The organism is Xanthomonas pisi DSM 18956 (assembly GCF_001010415.1).
Taxonomy (GTDB): domain Bacteria; phylum Pseudomonadota; class Gammaproteobacteria; order Xanthomonadales; family Xanthomonadaceae; genus Xanthomonas; species Xanthomonas pisi.
In genome coordinates this window covers 1-16,856 of record NZ_JPLE01000043.1, presented here as the reverse complement: position 1 = coordinate 16,856, position 16,856 = coordinate 1, and the positions used below count along the sequence as shown (strand labels likewise).

The window sequence follows — 16,856 nt, the reverse complement described above, 5'->3', positions numbered from 1 at the left end:
TGTTGAGTTGCCGCAGTATCGGCCATGCCACCGCCTGCCTGCACGCCGCAGGTGCGGCAAGGCCGCGATGACGGTGCATCGGGTACCCTTGCGCGATGTCGCGTGTGAACAAACTCCACCAATGGAAAGAGCGTCTGCGCGATCGCGCGCGGACGGTGAGCTTCGGGCGCTTTCTGTGGCGCCGCTTTCTGGACGACCGCCTGTTCCAGGCAGCGGCCTCGCTGGCCTACACCACGGTCTTCGCGCTGGTGCCGCTGGCCATCGTGGTGTTCGGCGTGTTGTCGGCGTTTCCCGCGTTCAACGAGTGGAAGGATGCGCTCACCGACTTCATCTTCAACAACTTCGTGCCCGGCGCCGCGCGCTCGGTACAGAACTATCTCAACCGCTCGCTGGAAGATCTGGGCAAGTTCACCGTCGCCGGCATGGTGGCGCTGGTGGCTTCGCTGCTGATTACCCTGCACAGCATCGAGCAGACCTTCAACAGCATCTGGCGGGTGGCAGCTGCCCGGCCCAAGGTCACGCGTTTCCTGATTTACTGGACGGTGCTCACGCTGGGCACGATGCTCGCCGCCGCCTCGATGGCGATGGCCGCCTATGTGTTCGCGCTGCCGCTGTTCCGCACCACCGAAGGCCAATGGCTGGCCGAATTTTCCTGGCGGCTGGCGCCGATGGCGGTGGAGTTCGTCTGCATCGTGCTGATCTACCGCGTGGTGCCGCAGCATGCGGTGCGGCTGCGCCACGCGCTGCCGGGCGCGCTGCTGGCGGTGATCCTGATGGAAATCGTCAAATGGGGCTTCGGCTTCTATCTGGGCAATTTCCAGACCTATCAACGCATCTACGGCGCACTGTCGGCGCTGCCGATCCTGCTGCTGTGGATCTATCTGAGCTGGGTGTCGGTGTTGCTGGGCGCGTCGTTGGCATCGTCGATGTCGGCGTTTCGCTATCAGCCCGAAGCCATGCGCCTGCCGCCGGGTTTCGAAATCTACGGCCTGTTGCGTCTGCTCGGCCGGTTCCGGCAGGCGCGCATCCACGGCAATGGCCTGGACGAGGACCGCATTCTTGCGCTGGAGCCGATGCTCACCGACACGCTGATGCAGGAGCTGCTCTGCGAGCTCAAACGCATCCGCCTGCTGCGGCGCGACGAGCGCGGCCAATGGCTGCTGGCGCGCGACCTGGATGTGGTGCCATTGGCCGAACTCTACGACAACTGCCAGCTGCGCGTGCCGATCGAGGACCGCCCGCTGCCATGCCGCGACGATGCCTACGGCCAGGCCGCCGCCGCCGCGCTGGAACAATTGCGTCAACCGTTGCGCGGCGTGCTGGCGCAACCGGTCGGCGACCTCTACACCCACCTCCCCGGAGACCCTCCATGACGATGCGCCTTGTGCGCGGCGCGTGCGCGCTGCTGTTGCCGTTGTTGATACTGACCGCCTGCAAGCCCACCGGCGAGGGCAGCCCTGCCGCGGCCGATTCGACGGCTGCGCCTGCTACGGCCACCCAGACCTCCGAAAAACCCGCCGACCCGGCAGGTGCAGCCAACCCGGCAGGTGCAGCCAACACCTCGGTGGTGCAGCAGACCGCCGACATGCCCAAGCTGTCGCTGCCGACGGTGGCGGGAGAGACCTACGACCTGGCGGCGCATCGCGGCAAGTGGGTGGTGGTCAACTTCTGGGCGACCTGGTGCGCGCCTTGCCTGAAGGAAATGCCGGAGCTGTCGGCACTGCATACCATGCGCGACAGCGTCGAAGTGGTGGGCCTGGCCTACGAAGACATCACCGCCGCCGACATGCAGGCGTTTTTGAAGGATCACCCGGTGTCCTATCCGGTGGCGATCCTGGACCCCTATCAGCCGCCGCAGGACTTCGCCACCCCGCGCGGCCTGCCGATGACCTATCTGATCGGTCCGGACGGCAAGGTGGCCAAGCAGTTCCTCGGTCCGGTCACCGCGCGCGACATCGAAGCGGCGGTCGGCATCACCGGCAAGGCGGGGTGATGCAGGCGGCGCGCTTTGTGGTCAGCGGGAGAGTGCAGGGCGTGTGGTACCGCGCTTCCACCCGCGAGCGCGCGCTGGCGCTGGGCCTGTACGGGCATGCCCGCAACCAGCCGGACGGCAGCGTGGAAGTGGTCGCCGCCGGCAGTGAGGCCGCGCTGGAGGCGTTGGAAGCGTGGCTATGGCAGGGCCCGGCAGCGGCGCAGGTGACGTCGGTGACGCGCACGGCGTGCGCAATTGCGCCGACTGAAGAATTTGTAACTGGCTGAGTGCGAGCCGCCATGGCGGGGCAAAAGAGTTGCGTTGCCTCGCCGATAACCTTCTCAACGCGATCAGGCGTTCAGGGGAATGTAATGGCCGCTCCATCTCAAGATCACAACGACGGGCACGAACTGGCGGCATATCGCCGCAATCGCCAGCTGACGCAGTTCGGGCCGTGGCTGTATCTCGGCGCGCTGCTGGGCAGTGGCTGGTTGCTGTTCGTGCAGCCGTCCACCCGCGTCCTGCAGCCCGAACAGGCGGCCACCAGCTGGCTGCTGGCGTGGACGTTTGTCGGCATCGTGATCGGCGCGGTGGTGTGGAGCCTGCGTCTGGCGCGTCGGGGGCTGGCGCAGCCATCGGCAACCTACCCGATGTCGGCACGCCTGCCCGAATCGTGGACCGATGCCTACGCGGCGTTGCTGCGCCCGGCCGCCCCGGCCGCGCCGGTTGCGCCTCGCCTCGACCCGGCCGACGCCCAGCGTGGCGCTGCCTGGCACCGCTTCGGCGCCGGCATGCTCAGCGCCGAGACCTTCGACCCCAACGATGCCACCCGTGCGCCGTGGGATGCAATGGATGCCCAGGCCTGCATCGCACGCCTGGACGAGGTGCGCACTGCCTGGCAAAACGCGTCGGTCAACCGCACCCTGCAGCAGGAGCGCCGCTACTGGCTCGACGTGGTGCTGTCGCTGCTCGATCACGGCGTGATGCGCCCGCTGCAGGACGGTTATCTGCCCGACACCGCTGCACTGCGCACCGAGCGTTTCCTGTTGGGTGCCGATGCAGGCCCGATCGTGCTGGCCGATGTCCCGGCGCTGTTCGCGCGCCGCCTGGCCTTGGCCATCGAAGCGATGCCGGCTGCGCAACGCGATGCGGCCGGCGTGCAGTGGCGGCTGCTGCAGCAACTGCATGCATTGGTTGCCGAAGGCCGCATGCTGGACGAGCGCTCGCAGGTGATCCAGGTATTGGCTTGGAACCCGGACGTGGATCTGGACCAGGTCGAAGTGGCCTACATCCTGGCCGCCGAATACCGCGAAGGCATGCGCGACTGGTTGCGTCGCGCTGCGTTGGTGCGTCTGCCCGACAGCGCCCTGCGCCTGGACGAAGTGCTGCTGTCGTCCTGCAGCCCGCTCGGCGCGCAGGCAGACGATGTGGACTACATGGAAGCCATGCGCCCGCTGCACCGCGGTTTCATGCAGCTGTTCAGTCAGCGCCTGAGCCAGTTGGTGGTGCAGGCCGAGCAGGCCGAACGTCAGGCCGGCCTGCATCCGCTGCCGCGTGCCACCACGGCCAGCGACGAGGTCTCTCAGGACTGGCCGGCGTAATCCTCGATCGGTTCCAGTACGCCGTAGTGTTCCTTGTGCGGCTTGCCGTGCAAGGGTGGCAGCGCTAGCGGCTGGTCGGGCACCGAGGTGTCCGGCAGCCGATCCAGCAGATCGCGGATCAGGCTCAGCCGGCCACGTTTCTGGTCGTTGAAGTCCACCAGCGTCCACGGCGCATCCGGGGTATGGGTCGCTTCGAGCATGCGCTCGCGCGCAGCGGTGTACTGGTCGTACTTGCTGCGCGACTGCAGATCCACCGGCGACAGCTTCCAGCCCTTGAGCGGATCTTCGTGGCGCTCGGCAAAGCGTTCTTCCTGCTTGGCCTGGTCCACGCACAACCAGTACTTGAACAGCAGGATGCCGTCATCGACCAGCATCTGCTCAAAGCGCGGCGCCTGCTCCAGAAACGCGTCGTATTGCGCGTCTGTGCAATAGCCCATCACCCGCTCCACGCCGGCGCGGTTGTACCAACTGCGATCCATCAAGACCAATTCGCCGCCGGCCGGCAGGTGCGCGACATAGCGCTGGAAATACCACTGTGTACTTTCGCGGTCGTTGGGCTTGGGCAGCGCCACCACCCGGCACTGGCGTGGGTTGAGATGGCTGGCAATGGTCTGGATCACGCCACCCTTGCCGGCGGTATCACGGCCCTCCACCAGCACCAGCGCGCGTTGATTGGTATGGCGCAGCCAGCGTGCCATGCCGACCAGCTCCAACTGCAGCGGTGCCAGCAACTTCTTGTAGGCCTTGCGTTTCAGGTGCGACATGCGCGTTCCGTTCGGCGATCGAGCGCGCAGGCTATTCGCCCAGCCGTGGACGCAATGTCGCCAGATTGCACGGCTTGGTACGCGCATCCAGCTGCGCACGCACGATCTGTTCCCAGGCCGTGCGGCACGCCGAGGTGGAGCCGGGCAGGCAGAACACGAAGCTGTGATTGGCCAGCCCCGCAAACGCACGCGATTGCAGCGAAGACGTGCCGATTTCTTCCACGCTGATGGCCCGGAACATCTCGCCGAAGCCCGGCATGATCTTGTCCAGCAGCGGCGTGATCGCTTCCGGCGTGCTGTCGCGGCCCGTGAAGCCGGTACCGCCGGTGACCAGGATGCCGTCCACCTGCGCATCGGCAATCCAGGCAGAAACGATCGCGCGCATGCGGTAACGGTCGTCAGGGCATAGCGCACGGTCGTGCAGCACATGGCCTTCGTGGGTGAGGGCGTCGGCCAGGTAATCGCCGGAACGGTCGTCGGCCAGCGTGCGGCTGTCGGACACCGTCAGCACGCACAGGCGCAGAGGAATGAAGTCGAGATTGGAAGGCATGGCCCAAGCCTAGCGAGCCTGGACGACGGGGTACAGCGCCGCAGTGTGAAGTTGCACGCAGCGCCTAACTGCCAGGCATTGACCGACGCGTTGCTGTTGGCCCCTCTCCCGCCGGGAGAGGGGTTGGGGTGAGGGGTAGGGTTAGTCGGGGTGAGGGTAGGGTTGGCCAGTGCCATTGCCGCAGACGTACCCTCATCCGGCGCTACGCGCCACCTTCTCCCGATGGGAGAAGGGAATCCAGCATCCATGTGTATCTGTGGCTATCGACTGGTGACGGCGAAAGACTCCGCGCCGCCACCCACACCCGTCTCACGCAAACCATGACGATGCGGCATCTGACTACCGACGTCTAAACCCCCTGCCATCCATTACGCTGAGCAACGCCACGCAGCAGCGCGGCCAGATCATCAGCGAATCCGTCCATATCGAAAACGCCACTGCCCAAGCGTTGCTCCGCCAGACGCGCGCGCGCATCCGCCAGCGCCTGCGCATCGCTCGCCAACGCAATCGCTTTGGCCACAAACGCCGCGTCGTCGGCCACGTTCATCTCTTCCATCCCCAGGTGCTGATTGAGGCTACCCGCCACCCGTGCGGCAAACGTCTCGCCGGGCGTGGTCAGCACCGGGCAACCCGCCCACAACGCATCGGAGGCGGTGGTATGCGCGTTGTATGGATGCGTATCCAGAAACAGATCGGCGTGCCGGTAACGTGCCAGATACTGCGGGTGGGGCAACTTCGGCATGAAGACCAGGCGCTGCGCATCCACGCCCTGCGCCTGTGCTGCCGCACGCAAGCGCGCATCGGCCTGGCCCGGCCCCGACAGCAACCACAGCACACTGCCGGGCACCGCACGCACTACCGCCAGCATGCGCGCCATGCTGCGCGGGTTGAGTTTGTAGCTGTTGTTGAAGCAGCAAAATACCGTGCCGTGCGCAGGCAAGCCGCACTCGCTGCGCGGTGGCGGCTCGGCAAGCGTGCGCGTGATGTCCGACGGCTGAAACACGCGGTTCAAGCGCAGCACCTGCTCGCTGTAGAACGGCGCCAGCGACGGCGGCAATGCGAATGCATCGCCCAGCACGTAATCCATCCACGGCGCACCGGAGGTGCCCGGGTATGCCAGCCAGTTGATCTGCACCGGCGCCGGCCGCAGGGCGAACACTTCCGGGCGCCCGCCACCGCCCCAGCCGCGCAGATCGAACAACACGTCGATCCCCTGCGCGCGGATGTGCTGCGCGATGGCCAGATGCCCGAGCGCGGTGACATCGTGCAGCGTCGTGGCCTGCGTCAGGCGCGCGCGAATCGCGCTGCCGTCGTCCTGGCTGGTCGCAAACAGGTGCAACTGCAGCGCCGGTTGGCGTTGCTGCACTGCCTCGAACAACGCCACCGTCAACAGCCCCGTGGGATGCGCGCCGAAGCCATTGGACACCAGGCCCACGCGCAACGCACCACGGCTGCGTACCTTGATCGGCGGCAGTGGTTGCAGGCTTGAGGCGATCGCCTGCGCACGCGTCCGCGCACAGGCCAGTTGCTCGGCCGCAGTGGCGTCTTCGCTCAGGAATGCGAACGGCTCCACCGCCGCTGCGCCCTGTGCCACGGCGGTGCGGACCTGTGCGGCCAAGGCGTCCAGAGCGCGCCAATCGCATAACCGACGGCGCCAGTTGAGCAGCTGCGCGGCGATGTACGGCTCGTCGGGCAGCAACTGATACGCGCGCGCGTAGGCTGCCGCCGCCTGCTCCGGCTGACCGGCGTCTTCCAAGGCATGGCCCAGCCATAGCGCAATGCCCGGATGCTGTGGCACCAGGTCCGATGCCTGCTGCAGCAACCGCGAGGCCTCTGTATGCCGCTGTTGCGCCCAACGCACGCGGCCAAGCCGCGCGATCGCTTCCGGGTGGCCCGGATGCAACGCCAACGCGCGTTGCACGGCCAATTCGCCGGCGGCGATGCCGCCCATGCCCAGTTCGGCATCGGCCAGCATCAACCACGCAATGAAATCGCCGGGCTGGCGCCGCACCGTCTCGCGCAGCTGCAGCAGCTCGCGCGGCACGTTGGCACTCACGGGCTGTCGCTCAACCGCGCCAGTTCGTCGGCCTGATGCTCGTGCAGCAAGCGTGCGATCAATGCATCCAGATCGCCTTCGATGATGTTGGGCAGGTCGTACAGGGTCAGCCCTTCCACGCGGTGGTCGGTGATGCGGCCCTGCGGGAAGCTGTAGGTACGGATACGTTGGCTGCGGTCGCCGCTGCCGACCTGCAACTTGCGTGTCTGCGCTTCGGCCGCGGCCGCCTTGCTGCGTTCGGCTTCCACCAATTGCGCCTTCAGCCGCTTCATCGCCTTGTCGCGATTGGCGTGCTGGCTGCGCTCGGTCTGGCATTCCACCACCACGCCGCTGGGCACGTGGGTGATGCGGATCGCCGATTCGGTCTTGTTGACGTGCTGTCCGCCGGCACCGGACGAGCGGAAGGTGTCCACTTTCAGGTCCGCCGGGTTGATCACGATTTCTTCCACATCGTCGGCTTCGGGGATGATCGCCACCGTCGCCGCCGAGGTGTGGATGCGGCCCTGCGACTCGGTCGCCGGCACGCGCTGCACGCGATGGGTGCCGGATTCGAACTTCAGGCGCGAATACGCGCCGCGCCCGACCACGCGTGCCACCACTTCCTTGTAGCCGCCGTGCTCGCCGGGGCTGTCGGATTCGATTTCGACCTTCCAGCCCTGGCGCTCGGCATAGCGTGCATACATGCGGAACAGGTCGCCGGCGAAGATCGCCGCCTCGTCCCCGCCAGTGCCGGCGCGCACTTCCAGAAACAGGTTGCCGTCGTCGCGCGGATCGCGCGGGACCAGCAGCAACGCCAGCTGCGCATCCAGTTCGTCCAGGCGCGCCTGTGCGGCGGCGATCTCCTCGTCGGCCAACTCGCGCATTTCCGGGTCGTTGCGCATGGCTTCGGCCGCGCTCAGGTCGGCCTTGGCGCGCGCCTCGTCTTCCAGCGCCACGGCCACCGGTTCCAGTTGCGACAGTTCGCGCGACAAGCTGCGGAACCTGTCGTTGTTGCTCACCACGTCCGGGTCGGACAACAGGTGCTGCAGTTCTTCGCGGCGCTCGGCCAGCGCTTCGAGCTTACGGCGCAGGGTCGGCGTCATCAGTCCTCACGATCGGGGTAGCTACAGGGGGATGTTGGTAACCGGGTTTTTCCGGGAACAGCCGGTCGGCCGCGCTGGTCAATTCCAGGTCGTTGTTGAGCGCGGCATCGCGCAGCGCGGCGGTCGGCGGGTGCAACAGGCGGTTGGTCAGCGCATGCGCCAGTTGCTCCAGCACCTCGTCGGCCGGCTTGCCGTTGCTCAGTTGCTGGCGTGCCTTGGCCAGCAGTTCGTCGCGGGTGCTGTCGCCGAACGCACGCAGCCGCTTGAGCGGTGCCTGGCGCGCGTTGGCCTGCACCGTCTCGACATAGCGCGCCACCTGCAGGTCGATGATCGCCTCGGCCTGGTCTGCGGCTTCGCGGCGGCTGCGGCGGTTGTCTTCCACCGCGCGCTCCAGATCGTCCACGGTGTACAGGTAGGCATCGCTCAGCGTCGCCACCGAGGCTTCGATATCGCGCGGCACCGCCAGGTCGAACAACAGCATCGGCTTGCGTTTGCGCGCACGCAGCGCCTGTTCCACCTGCGCCCGCGTTACCACCGGCTCGTGTGCGGCAGTGGCCGAGAACACCACGTCGGCCTCGGCCAGATGGCGTTCCAGATCGGTCAACGGCAAGGCATAGCCGCCGTGTTGGCTTGCCAGTGTCTGCGCATGCGCCAGGGTGCGATTGGCGATCAGCAGCCGGCGCACGCGGCCTTCGCTCAGATGCTTGGCGGCCAGCTCGATGGTTTCGCCGGCGCCGATCAGCAAGACGGTCGATTCGTTGAGCCGCGCAAAGGATTCCTGCGCCAGCCGCACCGCGGTGGAGGCCACCGACACCGGGTTGGCGCCGACCCTAGTGTCGGTGCGCGCGCGCTTGGCCACCGAAAAGGTCTGCTGGAACAGCCGATCCAGCCCGCTGCCCAGCGCGCCGTGCGCGCGCGCCACCGCCCAGGCGTCCTTGACCTGGCCCAGGATCTGCGGCTCGCCCAGCACCATCGAATCCAGCCCGGTGGCGACCCGGAACAGATGCCGCACCGCGTCGGCGTCCTGATGCTGGTACAGATAGCCGCTCAGCCCCGGCGCATGTGCGTCCAGCCAGCCGGCCAGGGTCTGCGCATCGTCGGCCATCGCGTACAGCTCCGTGCGGTTGCAGGTGGACAGCAGCGCGGCCTCGCGCACCTGCGGCAGCGCACGCAACGATTCGAGCGCGCGCGGCAGCGCGTCACCTGCGAACGCCGCGCGTTCGCGCAGGTCCACAGGTGCGGTCTGGTGATTCAGTCCGAGCACCCACAACGTCATTGTTCAGTTGCTTGCGATAAGCTGGCGGCCATTCAGGGCCCCATTTTACGGCCCGGTTGCCCCCGATGCCTGTACCGATTCGCATCCTGAGTGTTCTTTTGCTGGTAGCAGTGTCCGCCAACGCCACGGCAGCACCCAAGAAAGCACCGCCCGCTCCACCGGCCAGCAGTGCCGGCGCCACCTCGCTGGAACCTGTGCTCGCCGGCGAATTCGCCTTGCAGGCCGGGCAACTGGACGATGCCGCCCGCGCCTACCTGGACGCCGCCAAGGCCGAAGCCGGCGACGCCGGCCTGGCCGAGCGCGCCGCCCGCATCGCCATGCTGGCCAACGACGACCCGCGTGCCATCGAGGCCCTGGCGCTGTGGCGCGCCCGCGCGCCGTCGTCGATGTCGATGCGCAGCACCGAAGCCTCGCTGGCCCTGCGCCGTAACGACCTGCGCACCGCGCGCCGCGACCTGCTCGGCCTGCTCAAGGAGCCCGACCCGCGTGGCTGGCGCTTTGCGCTGATCGCGCTGGCCAACGGCGGCCGCGAGCCGGAAGCCTCGGCCGACGTACTCGAAGACCTGGTCAAGGCCGGCGCCATCCCCAACCAGATCGAGGTCTGGCAGGAATTTGGCCGGCTCGCGCTGCGCATGGAGCGCCCGGCGCTGGCCAAGCGCATCGTCGACGAGGTGGTGCGCCGCTTCCCCGAGGAGCCGCGCGTGGCCTTGCTGCATGCCACCCAGCTGCAGCAGGAAGGCAAGAACGACGAAGCGCTGGCGTTGCTGAAGAACGTCGAACCGAAGGCGGTGAAGGATTCCGAACTGCGCGGCGCGCTGGCCTTCGCCTACGACGCCATGGGCCAGACCGAAGCGGCTGCGCGCGTGCTGTCCACCGGGCCGCAGGACACCCAGACCTACGGCTTGCGTGCGTCCATGCTCGCCAAAGAGAAGGACCGCACCGCGTTGGAGGCGCTCTATGGCGAGCTCAAGAGCAATGCCACCAAGCCCGACCCGGACCGCCGCCTGCTGCTGGGCAAGATCGCCGAATTCCTCAAGCGTTATGACGAGGCGGTGGAGTGGTACCGCGGCGTGCCCGGCGGATCGCAGCTGAGCGAAGCGCGCTTGCGCGCCGCCAGTGCCCTGTACGAACTGGGCCGCAAGCCCGAAGCGCTGGCGGAAGTGCGTGCATTGCAGGGTGATGCCACCGCCGACGACGATGCCCGTCGCGATGCCTATGTGCTGGAAGCCGAGCTGCATCAGCGCGCCGATGACGCACCGGGCGAGCTGGACGCCTTCGAGCGTGGCCTGGCCGCCTACCCGGACGACGGCGCGCTGCTGTACGCCCGCGGCCTGGCCTGGGAGCGGCGCGATGACGTGGCGCGCGCCGAGGCCGACCTGCGCAAGATCCTGGTCGCCGAGCCGGAAAATGTCGCGGCCTTGAACGCGCTGGGCTACACCCTGGCCGATCGCACCACTCGCTACAAGGAAGCGCTGGCGCTGATCGACCGTGCCCGCACCGCCGATCCGGACAACCCGGCCATCGTCGACAGCTACGGCTGGGTGCTGTACCGCATGGGCCGCACCAAGGAGGCCCTGGTGCAGCTGCGCCGCGCCTGGGCATTGGCCAAGGACCCGGAGATCGCCGCGCACGTGGGCGAGGTGCTGTGGGTCAGCGGCAAGCAGGACGAGGCGCGGCGCTACTTTGATGAAGCCCGTCGGCTGGATCCGGACAATCGCGCGCTGCAACGCGCCGCGGAGAAGTTCGGTCTATGAGCGCTGTGCTACGGCCGCTGGCCCTGGGCGGGCTGGTGCTGGTCGCCCTGTCCGGCTGCGTCAGCGTGCCGCGCGGGCAGGGCAGTGGCGCGGCGGTGGTCGAGCGCGTGTCGGATCAAGCGCGTACTGCCGAAGCTGCGCGCCAGGCCTGGTTGCAGGCCCATCCGCAATGGTCGTTTCAAGGGCGGGTGGCGATCAGTAAGGACCGCAACGGTGGTAGCGGGCGCATCGACTGGCAGCAGGATGGCACCCGGTACCGCGTGCAGCTCAGTGCCCCGGTGACCCGCCAGAGCTGGGTGCTCACTGGCGACACCACCACCGGCGCCGGTCGACTCGAGGGGCTGGACGGCGGTCCGCGCAGCGGCCCCGATGCCGAGCAGGTGCTGCTGGAAGCGACCGGCTGGACCATCCCGGTCAACCAGATGCCGGACTGGGTGCGCGCGCTGCGCATTGCCGATGCCGGCGCGCAGCGCGTCGATCTCGACGTCGCTGGGCGCCCGCGCACCGTGCAGCAGGACGGCTGGACCATCGAATTTCTTGCCTGGGCACCTGCCAGCGACGGCCAGCCCGAGCTGCCGCAGCGCATCGAAGCCCATAACGCCGGCGCCAAGGTCCGCCTGCTGGTCGATCAGTGGACGGTATCGCCCTGATGGCAGCGCCGGACGGCTGGTCGGCATGGCCTGCGCCGGCCAAGCTGAACCTGTTTCTACAGATCATCGGGCGCCGCGCCGATGGCTACCACCTGCTGCAGACCGTGTTTCGGCTGCTGGACTGGGGGGACACCATTCATCTTCGTGTGCGCAGTGACGGCCTGATCCGGCGCATCGGCGACAGCCTGCCCGGCGTTGCCGAGGACGATGATCTGGTGATCCGCGCCGCGCGCCTGCTGCAATCGTCCACCGGCGCACGGGCCGGCGCGGAGATTCGCCTCGACAAGCGCATCCCCGCCGGTGGCGGGTTTGGCGGCGGCTCGTCGGACGCGGCGACCGTGCTGGTCGCGCTCAATGCCTTATGGTGCCTGGGCTTGCCGGTCGATGCACTGGCCGGGCTGGGTCTGCAACTGGGTGCGGACGTGCCGGTGTTCGTCCGCGGACACAACGCCTGGGCCGAGGGTGTGGGCGAGCAACTCACCCGGATCGCCCTCCCGCAGGCCGCCTATGTGCTGGTCGATCCGGGCGTTCACGTGCCTACGCCGGCGTTATTTCAATCACAGGAATTGACGCGGGATGCTGCGCCCGTGAAAATAGCGGACTTCGCTTCCGGTTCTCTGCTCGACAATGCGTTCGAGCCGGTCCTGCGGCGCCGCGAACCCGCCGTCGAGGCGGTGTTCCAGGCGTTGTCACAGATCGGCACGCCACGTTTGACCGGGTCGGGAAGTGGGTGTTTCGTCGAATTCGCCACGCGCGCTGCTGCAGAGCAGGCCCTGGCGCAGTTGCCGGATAGCCTGCGGGCGTGGGTCGTGGAGGGTGCAGCGCACTCGCCATTGCTCGACGTACTGGACGCAACAACGTTTTGATGCAGGGGCGTCGCCAAGAGGCCCAAGGCACCAGGTTTTGATCCTGGCATTCGTAGGTTCGAATCCTACCGCCCCTGCCAATTTGCAGATCCCTCTGCAGCAGTCGTAGATGCAGATCCCTCTGCAACAGCCGTATATGCAGGTCCCCTGCAACAGCCCGCACATCCATGTGCGGGGATTGAAAGAAAAGCCCGGCATTGGGTCGGCTTTATGACGCTCCACCATCGATCCCCCGCTCTTCGCCGCCGCCCGAGAGATCTCATGCAAGACCAACGTAACCTGCTGGTGTTCTCCGGCAATGCCAACAAGCCGCTTGCCCAGAGCATCTGCAAGGAGCTCGGTGTGCGCATGGGCAAGGCGCTGGTCACGCGCTTTTCCGATGGCGAAGTGCAGGTGGAGATCGAAGAAAGCGTGCGCCGGCAGGAAGTGTTCGTCATCCAGCCGACCTGTGCGCCGAGCGCAGAAAATCTGATGGAACTGCTGGTGCTGATCGACGCGCTCAAGCGCGCCAGCGCCCAGTCCGTCACTGCGGTGATCCCGTATTTCGGTTATTCGCGTCAGGACCGCCGCATGCGCTCCTCGCGCGTGCCGATCACCGCCAAGGTCGCCGCCAAGATGATCTGCGCGATGGAAGCCGACCGCGTGTTGACGGTCGACCTGCATGCCGACCAGATCCAGGGCTTCTTCGATGTGCCGGTCGACAATGTCTATGCCTCGCCGCTGCTGCTGGCCGACATCTGGCGCGCCTACGGCACCGACAACCTGATCGTGGTCTCGCCGGACGTGGGTGGTGTGGTGCGCGCGCGCGCCGTCGCCAAGCGCCTGGACGATGCCGACCTGGCCATCATCGACAAGCGCCGCCCGCGCGCCAATGTCGCCACGGTGATGAACATCATCGGCGACGTGCAGGGCAAGACCTGCGTGCTGGTCGACGACCTGGTCGATACCGCCGGCACCTTGTGCGCCGCCGCCGCAGCGCTGAAGCAGCGCGGCGCCCTCAAGGTGGTGGCCTACATCACCCACCCGGTGCTGTCCGGCCCGGCAGTGGACAACATCAATAATTCGCAGCTCGACGAGCTGGTGGTGACCGACACGATTCCGTTGAACGAAGCGGCGCGCACCTGCCCGAAGATTCGTCAGCTGAGCGTGGCAGAGCTGCTGGCCGAGACGATCCGCCGCATCGCCTTCGGCGAATCGGTCAGCTCGCTCTACGTCGACTGATCCCGCATTCGGTGCCCGGATCTCCGGGTGCCGGTACTACGTCTCTCCTGGTCGCGGGTGAGACGCTTCATCGCCGCGAGGCGGTATTCCAATCTAGGTAGTGAAACAACATGGCAAAGACTCACGAAATCAAGGTCGAGCGCCGCGCAGACGAGGGGAAGGGTGCGAGCCGCCGCCTGCGTCACGCTGGCGTCATTCCGGCCATCGTCTACGGTGGCGAACTCGAGCCGGTCAGCATCCAGCTCAACCATGAGCAGATCTGGCTCGCCCAGCAGAACGAGTGGTTCTACTCGTCGATCCTGGACCTGAACCTCAATGGCGACGTGCAGCAGGTGCTGCTGCGTGACATGCAGCGCCATCCGTTCAAGCAGCTGATCATGCACATCGACTTTCAGCGCGTCAGCGCCAACGAGAAGCTGAGCGCTGCTGTGCCGCTGCACTTCATCAACGAAGCAACCTCGCCGGCCGGCAAGTCGAGCGAAGTGGTCGTGACCCATGAGCTCAACGAAGTCCAGGTGGTCTGCCTGCCGAAGGACCTGCCGGAATTCATCGAAGTCGACCTCGGTGCCCTGGAAGTGGGCAACGTGATCCACTTGTCCGAAATCAAGCTGCCGGCTGGCGTCGAAATCCCCGAGCTGAAGCTGGGCAAGGAACACGACGTTGCCGTGGTCGCTGCCAAGCACGTGCGCGTCGAAGAAGAGGACGCTGCCGGTGAAGAAGGCAGCGAAGGCGCAGAAACCAAGTAATCCGTCGGCCGATTCCGCGCATGTGCGGGGAATCGGCCGCGGTGACTGGCATGTCTGCACTTCGGCTGATCGTCGGACTCGGGAATCCGGGTCCGGAACACGCGCAAACCCGGCACAACGCCGGGTTTCGTTTCGTCGATGCCCTCGTCGAGCGCAGTGGCGCCCGCTGGGGACTGGACAGCAAGTTGTTCGGCGAAACGGCCAAGGTCGATATCGCAGGACAACCGGTCTGGCTGCTCAAGCCGGCCACCTTCATGAATCTCAGTGGCAAGTCGATCACCGCCGCGCTGCGGTTCTGGAAGATCGAGCCGGAGCAGCTGCTCGTCGCACACGACGAACTGGATCTGGCGCCGGGCACGGCGCGGCTCAAGTTCGACGGCGGACACGGCGGTCAGAATGGCCTGCGTGACACGATCCGCCTGCTCGGGCACGGCAAGTTTCACCGCTTGCGCGTCGGCATCGGCCACCCTGGCCACAAGGACCGTGTGGTGCCGTGGGTGCTGGGGCGGGCAGGGCGCGAGGACGATGCTGCGATCGGTGCTGCGGTGGATGCGGCCATCGATGTCCTGCCGCTGGCGATCGACGGCAATTTCAACGAAGCGATGAAGCGCCTGCATACCAGCAGGGATGCGTGATTGGGGATTGGGGATTTGCAGCCGTGCGGCATGGCGAATCTCCAATCCCGAATCCCAAATTCCGGATGTGACCCATGGGTATCAAATGCGGCATCGTCGGCCTGCCCAACGTCGGCAAGTCGACCCTGTTCAATGCGCTGACCAAGGCGGGCATCGCTGCGGCCAATTTTCCGTTCTGCACCATCGAGCCGAACGTCGGCATCGTGCCGGTGCCGGATCCGCGCCTCAACCAGCTGGCCGAGATCGTCAAGCCGCAGAAGCTGATTCCCACCGCGGTCGAGTTCGTCGATATTGCCGGCCTGGTCGCCGGTGCGGCGAGCGGCGAAGGCCTGGGTAACAAGTTCCTGGCCCACATCCGCGAAGTCGATGCGATCACCCACGTGGTGCGTTGCTTCGAGAACGACGATGTCATCCACGTCAACAACAAGGTCGACCCGATCGCCGATATCGAAACCATCGATACCGAGCTGGCGCTGGCCGATCTGGACAGCGTGGAAAAGGCGCTCAATCGCGCCGAACGCAGCGCCAAGGGCGGTGACAAGGATGCAGCGGCACGCAAGCCGGTGCTGGCCAAGTTGCAGGCCGCGCTGGCCGACGGCAAGGCAGCGCGTGCGGCCGGGCTGGATGAAGAAGAAAAGGCGCTGATACGCGATCTGTTCCTGCTGACGCTCAAGCCGGTGATGTACATCGCCAACGTGCTGGAGGACGGCTTTGAAAACAATCCGCACCTGGACGCGGTGCGTGCGCGCGCCGCTACCGAAGGTGCGGAAGTGGTGCCGGTCTCGGCCGCCATCGAAGAGGAGCTGTCCCAGCTCGACGACGAAGATCGCGACACCTTCCTGGCCGATCTCGGCCTGAGCGAGCCCGGCCTGAATCGCGTCATCCGCGCGGCCTACACGCTGCTGGGCCTGCAGACCTACTTCACTGCAGGCGTCAAGGAAGTGCGTGCCTGGACGGTCAGGGCCGGCTCCACCGCACCGCAGGCGGCGGCGGTCATCCATAGCGATTTCGAGAAGGGCTTCATTCGCGCCGAGACGATCGGCTTCGATGATTTCATCAAATATCGCGGCGAAGCCGGTGCGCGCGACGCGGGCCGTCTGCGTCTGGAAGGCAAGGAATATCGGGTCCAGGAAGGCGACGTGCTGCACTTCCGTTTCAACGTCTGACCCGGTGCGCGCGGCGCTGATCGTCGCGCGCATTCAGTAGTGGCGAAGAGTTCAAAATTTTTGTTGACACCGGGTGCGTCCCACAACAAAATAACGGGCTGCTTCACCCCGAACCGAATCGCCTCACCGCGCCACGGTCCGGTAGTAAAAGCTGGAGGGATACCCAAGCGGCCAACGGGGGCAGACTGTAAATCTGCTGGCTTACGCCTTCGGTGGTTCGAATCCACCTCCCTCCACCAGTTTCACGTTGTGGCATGCAGTTCCCGGCGCGGGAGTAGTTCAACGGTAGAACCTCAGCCTTCCAAGCTGATGGTGCGGGTTCGATTCCCGTCTCCCGCTCCATTGAACGCAAATGCATGGCATAATGCAAAACTCGCTCACGTAGCTCAGTCGGTAGAGCACCTCCTTGGTAAGGAGGAGGTCGAAGGTTCGATTCCTTTCGTGAGCACCATTACTCAATCGTCTTAAACTCCAAACGATTACCGAGAACTTGCACCCATGGCAAAAGCTAAATTCG

Annotated in this window: 16 protein-coding genes and 4 tRNA genes; 15 read left to right on the top strand and 5 right to left on the bottom strand. The window is 66.3% G+C overall.

Features of this window, described 5'->3' with window-relative positions; translation table 11 throughout:
* Window positions 1-95 precede the first annotated feature (95 nt).
* The 4 genes from Y887_RS10975 to Y887_RS10960 all read left to right on the top strand — a co-directional run bounded on the left by Y887_RS10975 (window position 96) and on the right by Y887_RS10960 (window position 3,573).
* Window positions 96-1,373, top strand: coding sequence for a YihY family inner membrane protein (locus Y887_RS10975; RefSeq protein ID WP_046964367.1), 1,278 nt, complete (start codon window positions 96-98; stop codon window positions 1,371-1,373).
* The gene (locus Y887_RS10970; RefSeq protein ID WP_046964366.1) at window positions 1,370-1,993 is read left to right on the top strand and encodes a TlpA family protein disulfide reductase; all 624 of its coding nucleotides are present in this window, start codon (window positions 1,370-1,372) and stop codon (window positions 1,991-1,993) included. Before Y887_RS10975 ends, Y887_RS10970 begins: the two co-directional genes overlap by 4 nt.
* Window positions 1,993-2,259 carry an acylphosphatase gene (locus tag Y887_RS10965; RefSeq protein WP_046964365.1) on the top strand — a complete coding sequence of 89 codons (267 nt, stop codon included), beginning with the start codon at window positions 1,993-1,995 and terminating at the stop codon, window positions 2,257-2,259. The genes Y887_RS10970 and Y887_RS10965 overlap by 1 nt, the downstream gene beginning before the upstream one ends.
* 84 nt (window positions 2,260-2,343) lie before the next feature.
* Window positions 2,344-3,573: a hypothetical protein gene (locus tag Y887_RS10960; RefSeq protein ID WP_046964364.1), complete on the top strand. Its 1,230-nt coding sequence runs from the start codon at window positions 2,344-2,346 to the stop codon at window positions 3,571-3,573.
* On the opposite strand, the gene ppk2 is transcribed toward Y887_RS10960, so the two are convergent.
* The 5 genes from ppk2 to hemA form a co-directional block, all read right to left on the bottom strand.
* On the bottom strand, window positions 3,555-4,337 hold the full coding sequence (gene ppk2, locus Y887_RS10955; RefSeq protein ID WP_046964363.1) for a polyphosphate kinase 2: 783 nt from the start codon (window positions 4,335-4,337) through the stop codon (window positions 3,555-3,557). The genes Y887_RS10960 and ppk2 overlap by 19 nt on opposite strands.
* Window positions 4,338-4,368: 31 nt before the next feature.
* On the bottom strand, window positions 4,369-4,887 hold the full coding sequence (gene moaB, locus Y887_RS10950; RefSeq protein ID WP_046964362.1) for a molybdenum cofactor biosynthesis protein B: 519 nt from the start codon (window positions 4,885-4,887) through the stop codon (window positions 4,369-4,371).
* A gap of 349 nt (window positions 4,888-5,236) precedes the next feature.
* Window positions 5,237-6,943: an O-linked N-acetylglucosamine transferase, SPINDLY family protein gene (locus Y887_RS10945; protein ID WP_046964361.1), complete on the bottom strand. Its 1,707-nt coding sequence runs from the start codon at window positions 6,941-6,943 to the stop codon at window positions 5,237-5,239.
* Entirely contained in the window at window positions 6,940-8,025 is a 1,086-nt protein-coding gene (gene prfA, locus Y887_RS10940; RefSeq protein ID WP_046964360.1) for a peptide chain release factor 1, read from the bottom strand. Before prfA ends, Y887_RS10945 begins: the two co-directional genes overlap by 4 nt.
* Window positions 8,003-9,301, bottom strand: coding sequence for a glutamyl-tRNA reductase (hemA, locus tag Y887_RS10935; protein WP_046964359.1), 1,299 nt, complete (start codon window positions 9,299-9,301; stop codon window positions 8,003-8,005). Before hemA ends, prfA begins: the two co-directional genes overlap by 23 nt.
* Before the next feature lie 65 nt (window positions 9,302-9,366).
* Here hemA and Y887_RS10930 point away from each other — a divergent pair, with 65 nt between their 5' ends.
* From Y887_RS10930 to Y887_RS10880, 11 genes are all read left to right on the top strand, one after another.
* Window positions 9,367-11,055, top strand: coding sequence for a tetratricopeptide repeat protein (locus tag Y887_RS10930; protein ID WP_046964358.1), 1,689 nt, complete (start codon window positions 9,367-9,369; stop codon window positions 11,053-11,055).
* Entirely contained in the window at window positions 11,052-11,705 is a 654-nt protein-coding gene (gene lolB, locus Y887_RS10925) for a lipoprotein insertase outer membrane protein LolB (RefSeq protein WP_046964357.1), read from the top strand. The genes Y887_RS10930 and lolB overlap by 4 nt, the downstream gene beginning before the upstream one ends.
* Window positions 11,687-12,571 carry a 4-(cytidine 5'-diphospho)-2-C-methyl-D-erythritol kinase gene (ispE, locus tag Y887_RS10920; RefSeq protein WP_084726008.1) on the top strand — a complete coding sequence of 295 codons (885 nt, stop codon included), beginning with the start codon at window positions 11,687-11,689 and terminating at the stop codon, window positions 12,569-12,571. The genes lolB and ispE overlap by 19 nt, the downstream gene beginning before the upstream one ends.
* Before the next feature lie 3 nt (window positions 12,572-12,574).
* Window positions 12,575-12,651 (top strand) — tRNA-Gln (locus Y887_RS10915).
* Between the two features lie 181 nt (window positions 12,652-12,832).
* The gene (locus Y887_RS10910; protein ID WP_039411276.1) at window positions 12,833-13,792 is read left to right on the top strand and encodes a ribose-phosphate diphosphokinase; all 960 of its coding nucleotides are present in this window, start codon (window positions 12,833-12,835) and stop codon (window positions 13,790-13,792) included.
* 110 nt (window positions 13,793-13,902) lie between these two features.
* Window positions 13,903-14,538, top strand: a complete 636-nt coding sequence (locus tag Y887_RS10905; RefSeq protein WP_046964355.1) for a 50S ribosomal protein L25/general stress protein Ctc — start codon at window positions 13,903-13,905, stop codon at window positions 14,536-14,538.
* 50 nt (window positions 14,539-14,588) lie between these two features.
* On the top strand, window positions 14,589-15,173 hold the full coding sequence (gene pth, locus Y887_RS10900) for an aminoacyl-tRNA hydrolase (RefSeq protein WP_046964354.1): 585 nt from the start codon (window positions 14,589-14,591) through the stop codon (window positions 15,171-15,173).
* Window positions 15,174-15,247: 74 nt separating this feature from the next.
* Window positions 15,248-16,339 carry a redox-regulated ATPase YchF gene (ychF, locus tag Y887_RS10895; protein WP_046964353.1) on the top strand — a complete coding sequence of 364 codons (1,092 nt, stop codon included), beginning with the start codon at window positions 15,248-15,250 and terminating at the stop codon, window positions 16,337-16,339.
* A 153-nt stretch (window positions 16,340-16,492) separates the two neighbouring features.
* Window positions 16,493-16,578, top strand: a tRNA-Tyr gene (locus Y887_RS10890).
* 29 nt (window positions 16,579-16,607) lie between these two features.
* Window positions 16,608-16,681 (top strand) — tRNA-Gly (locus Y887_RS10885).
* 33 nt (window positions 16,682-16,714) lie between these two features.
* Window positions 16,715-16,790 (top strand) — tRNA-Thr (locus tag Y887_RS10880).
* The last annotated feature ends 66 nt before the right edge of the window (window positions 16,791-16,856 follow it).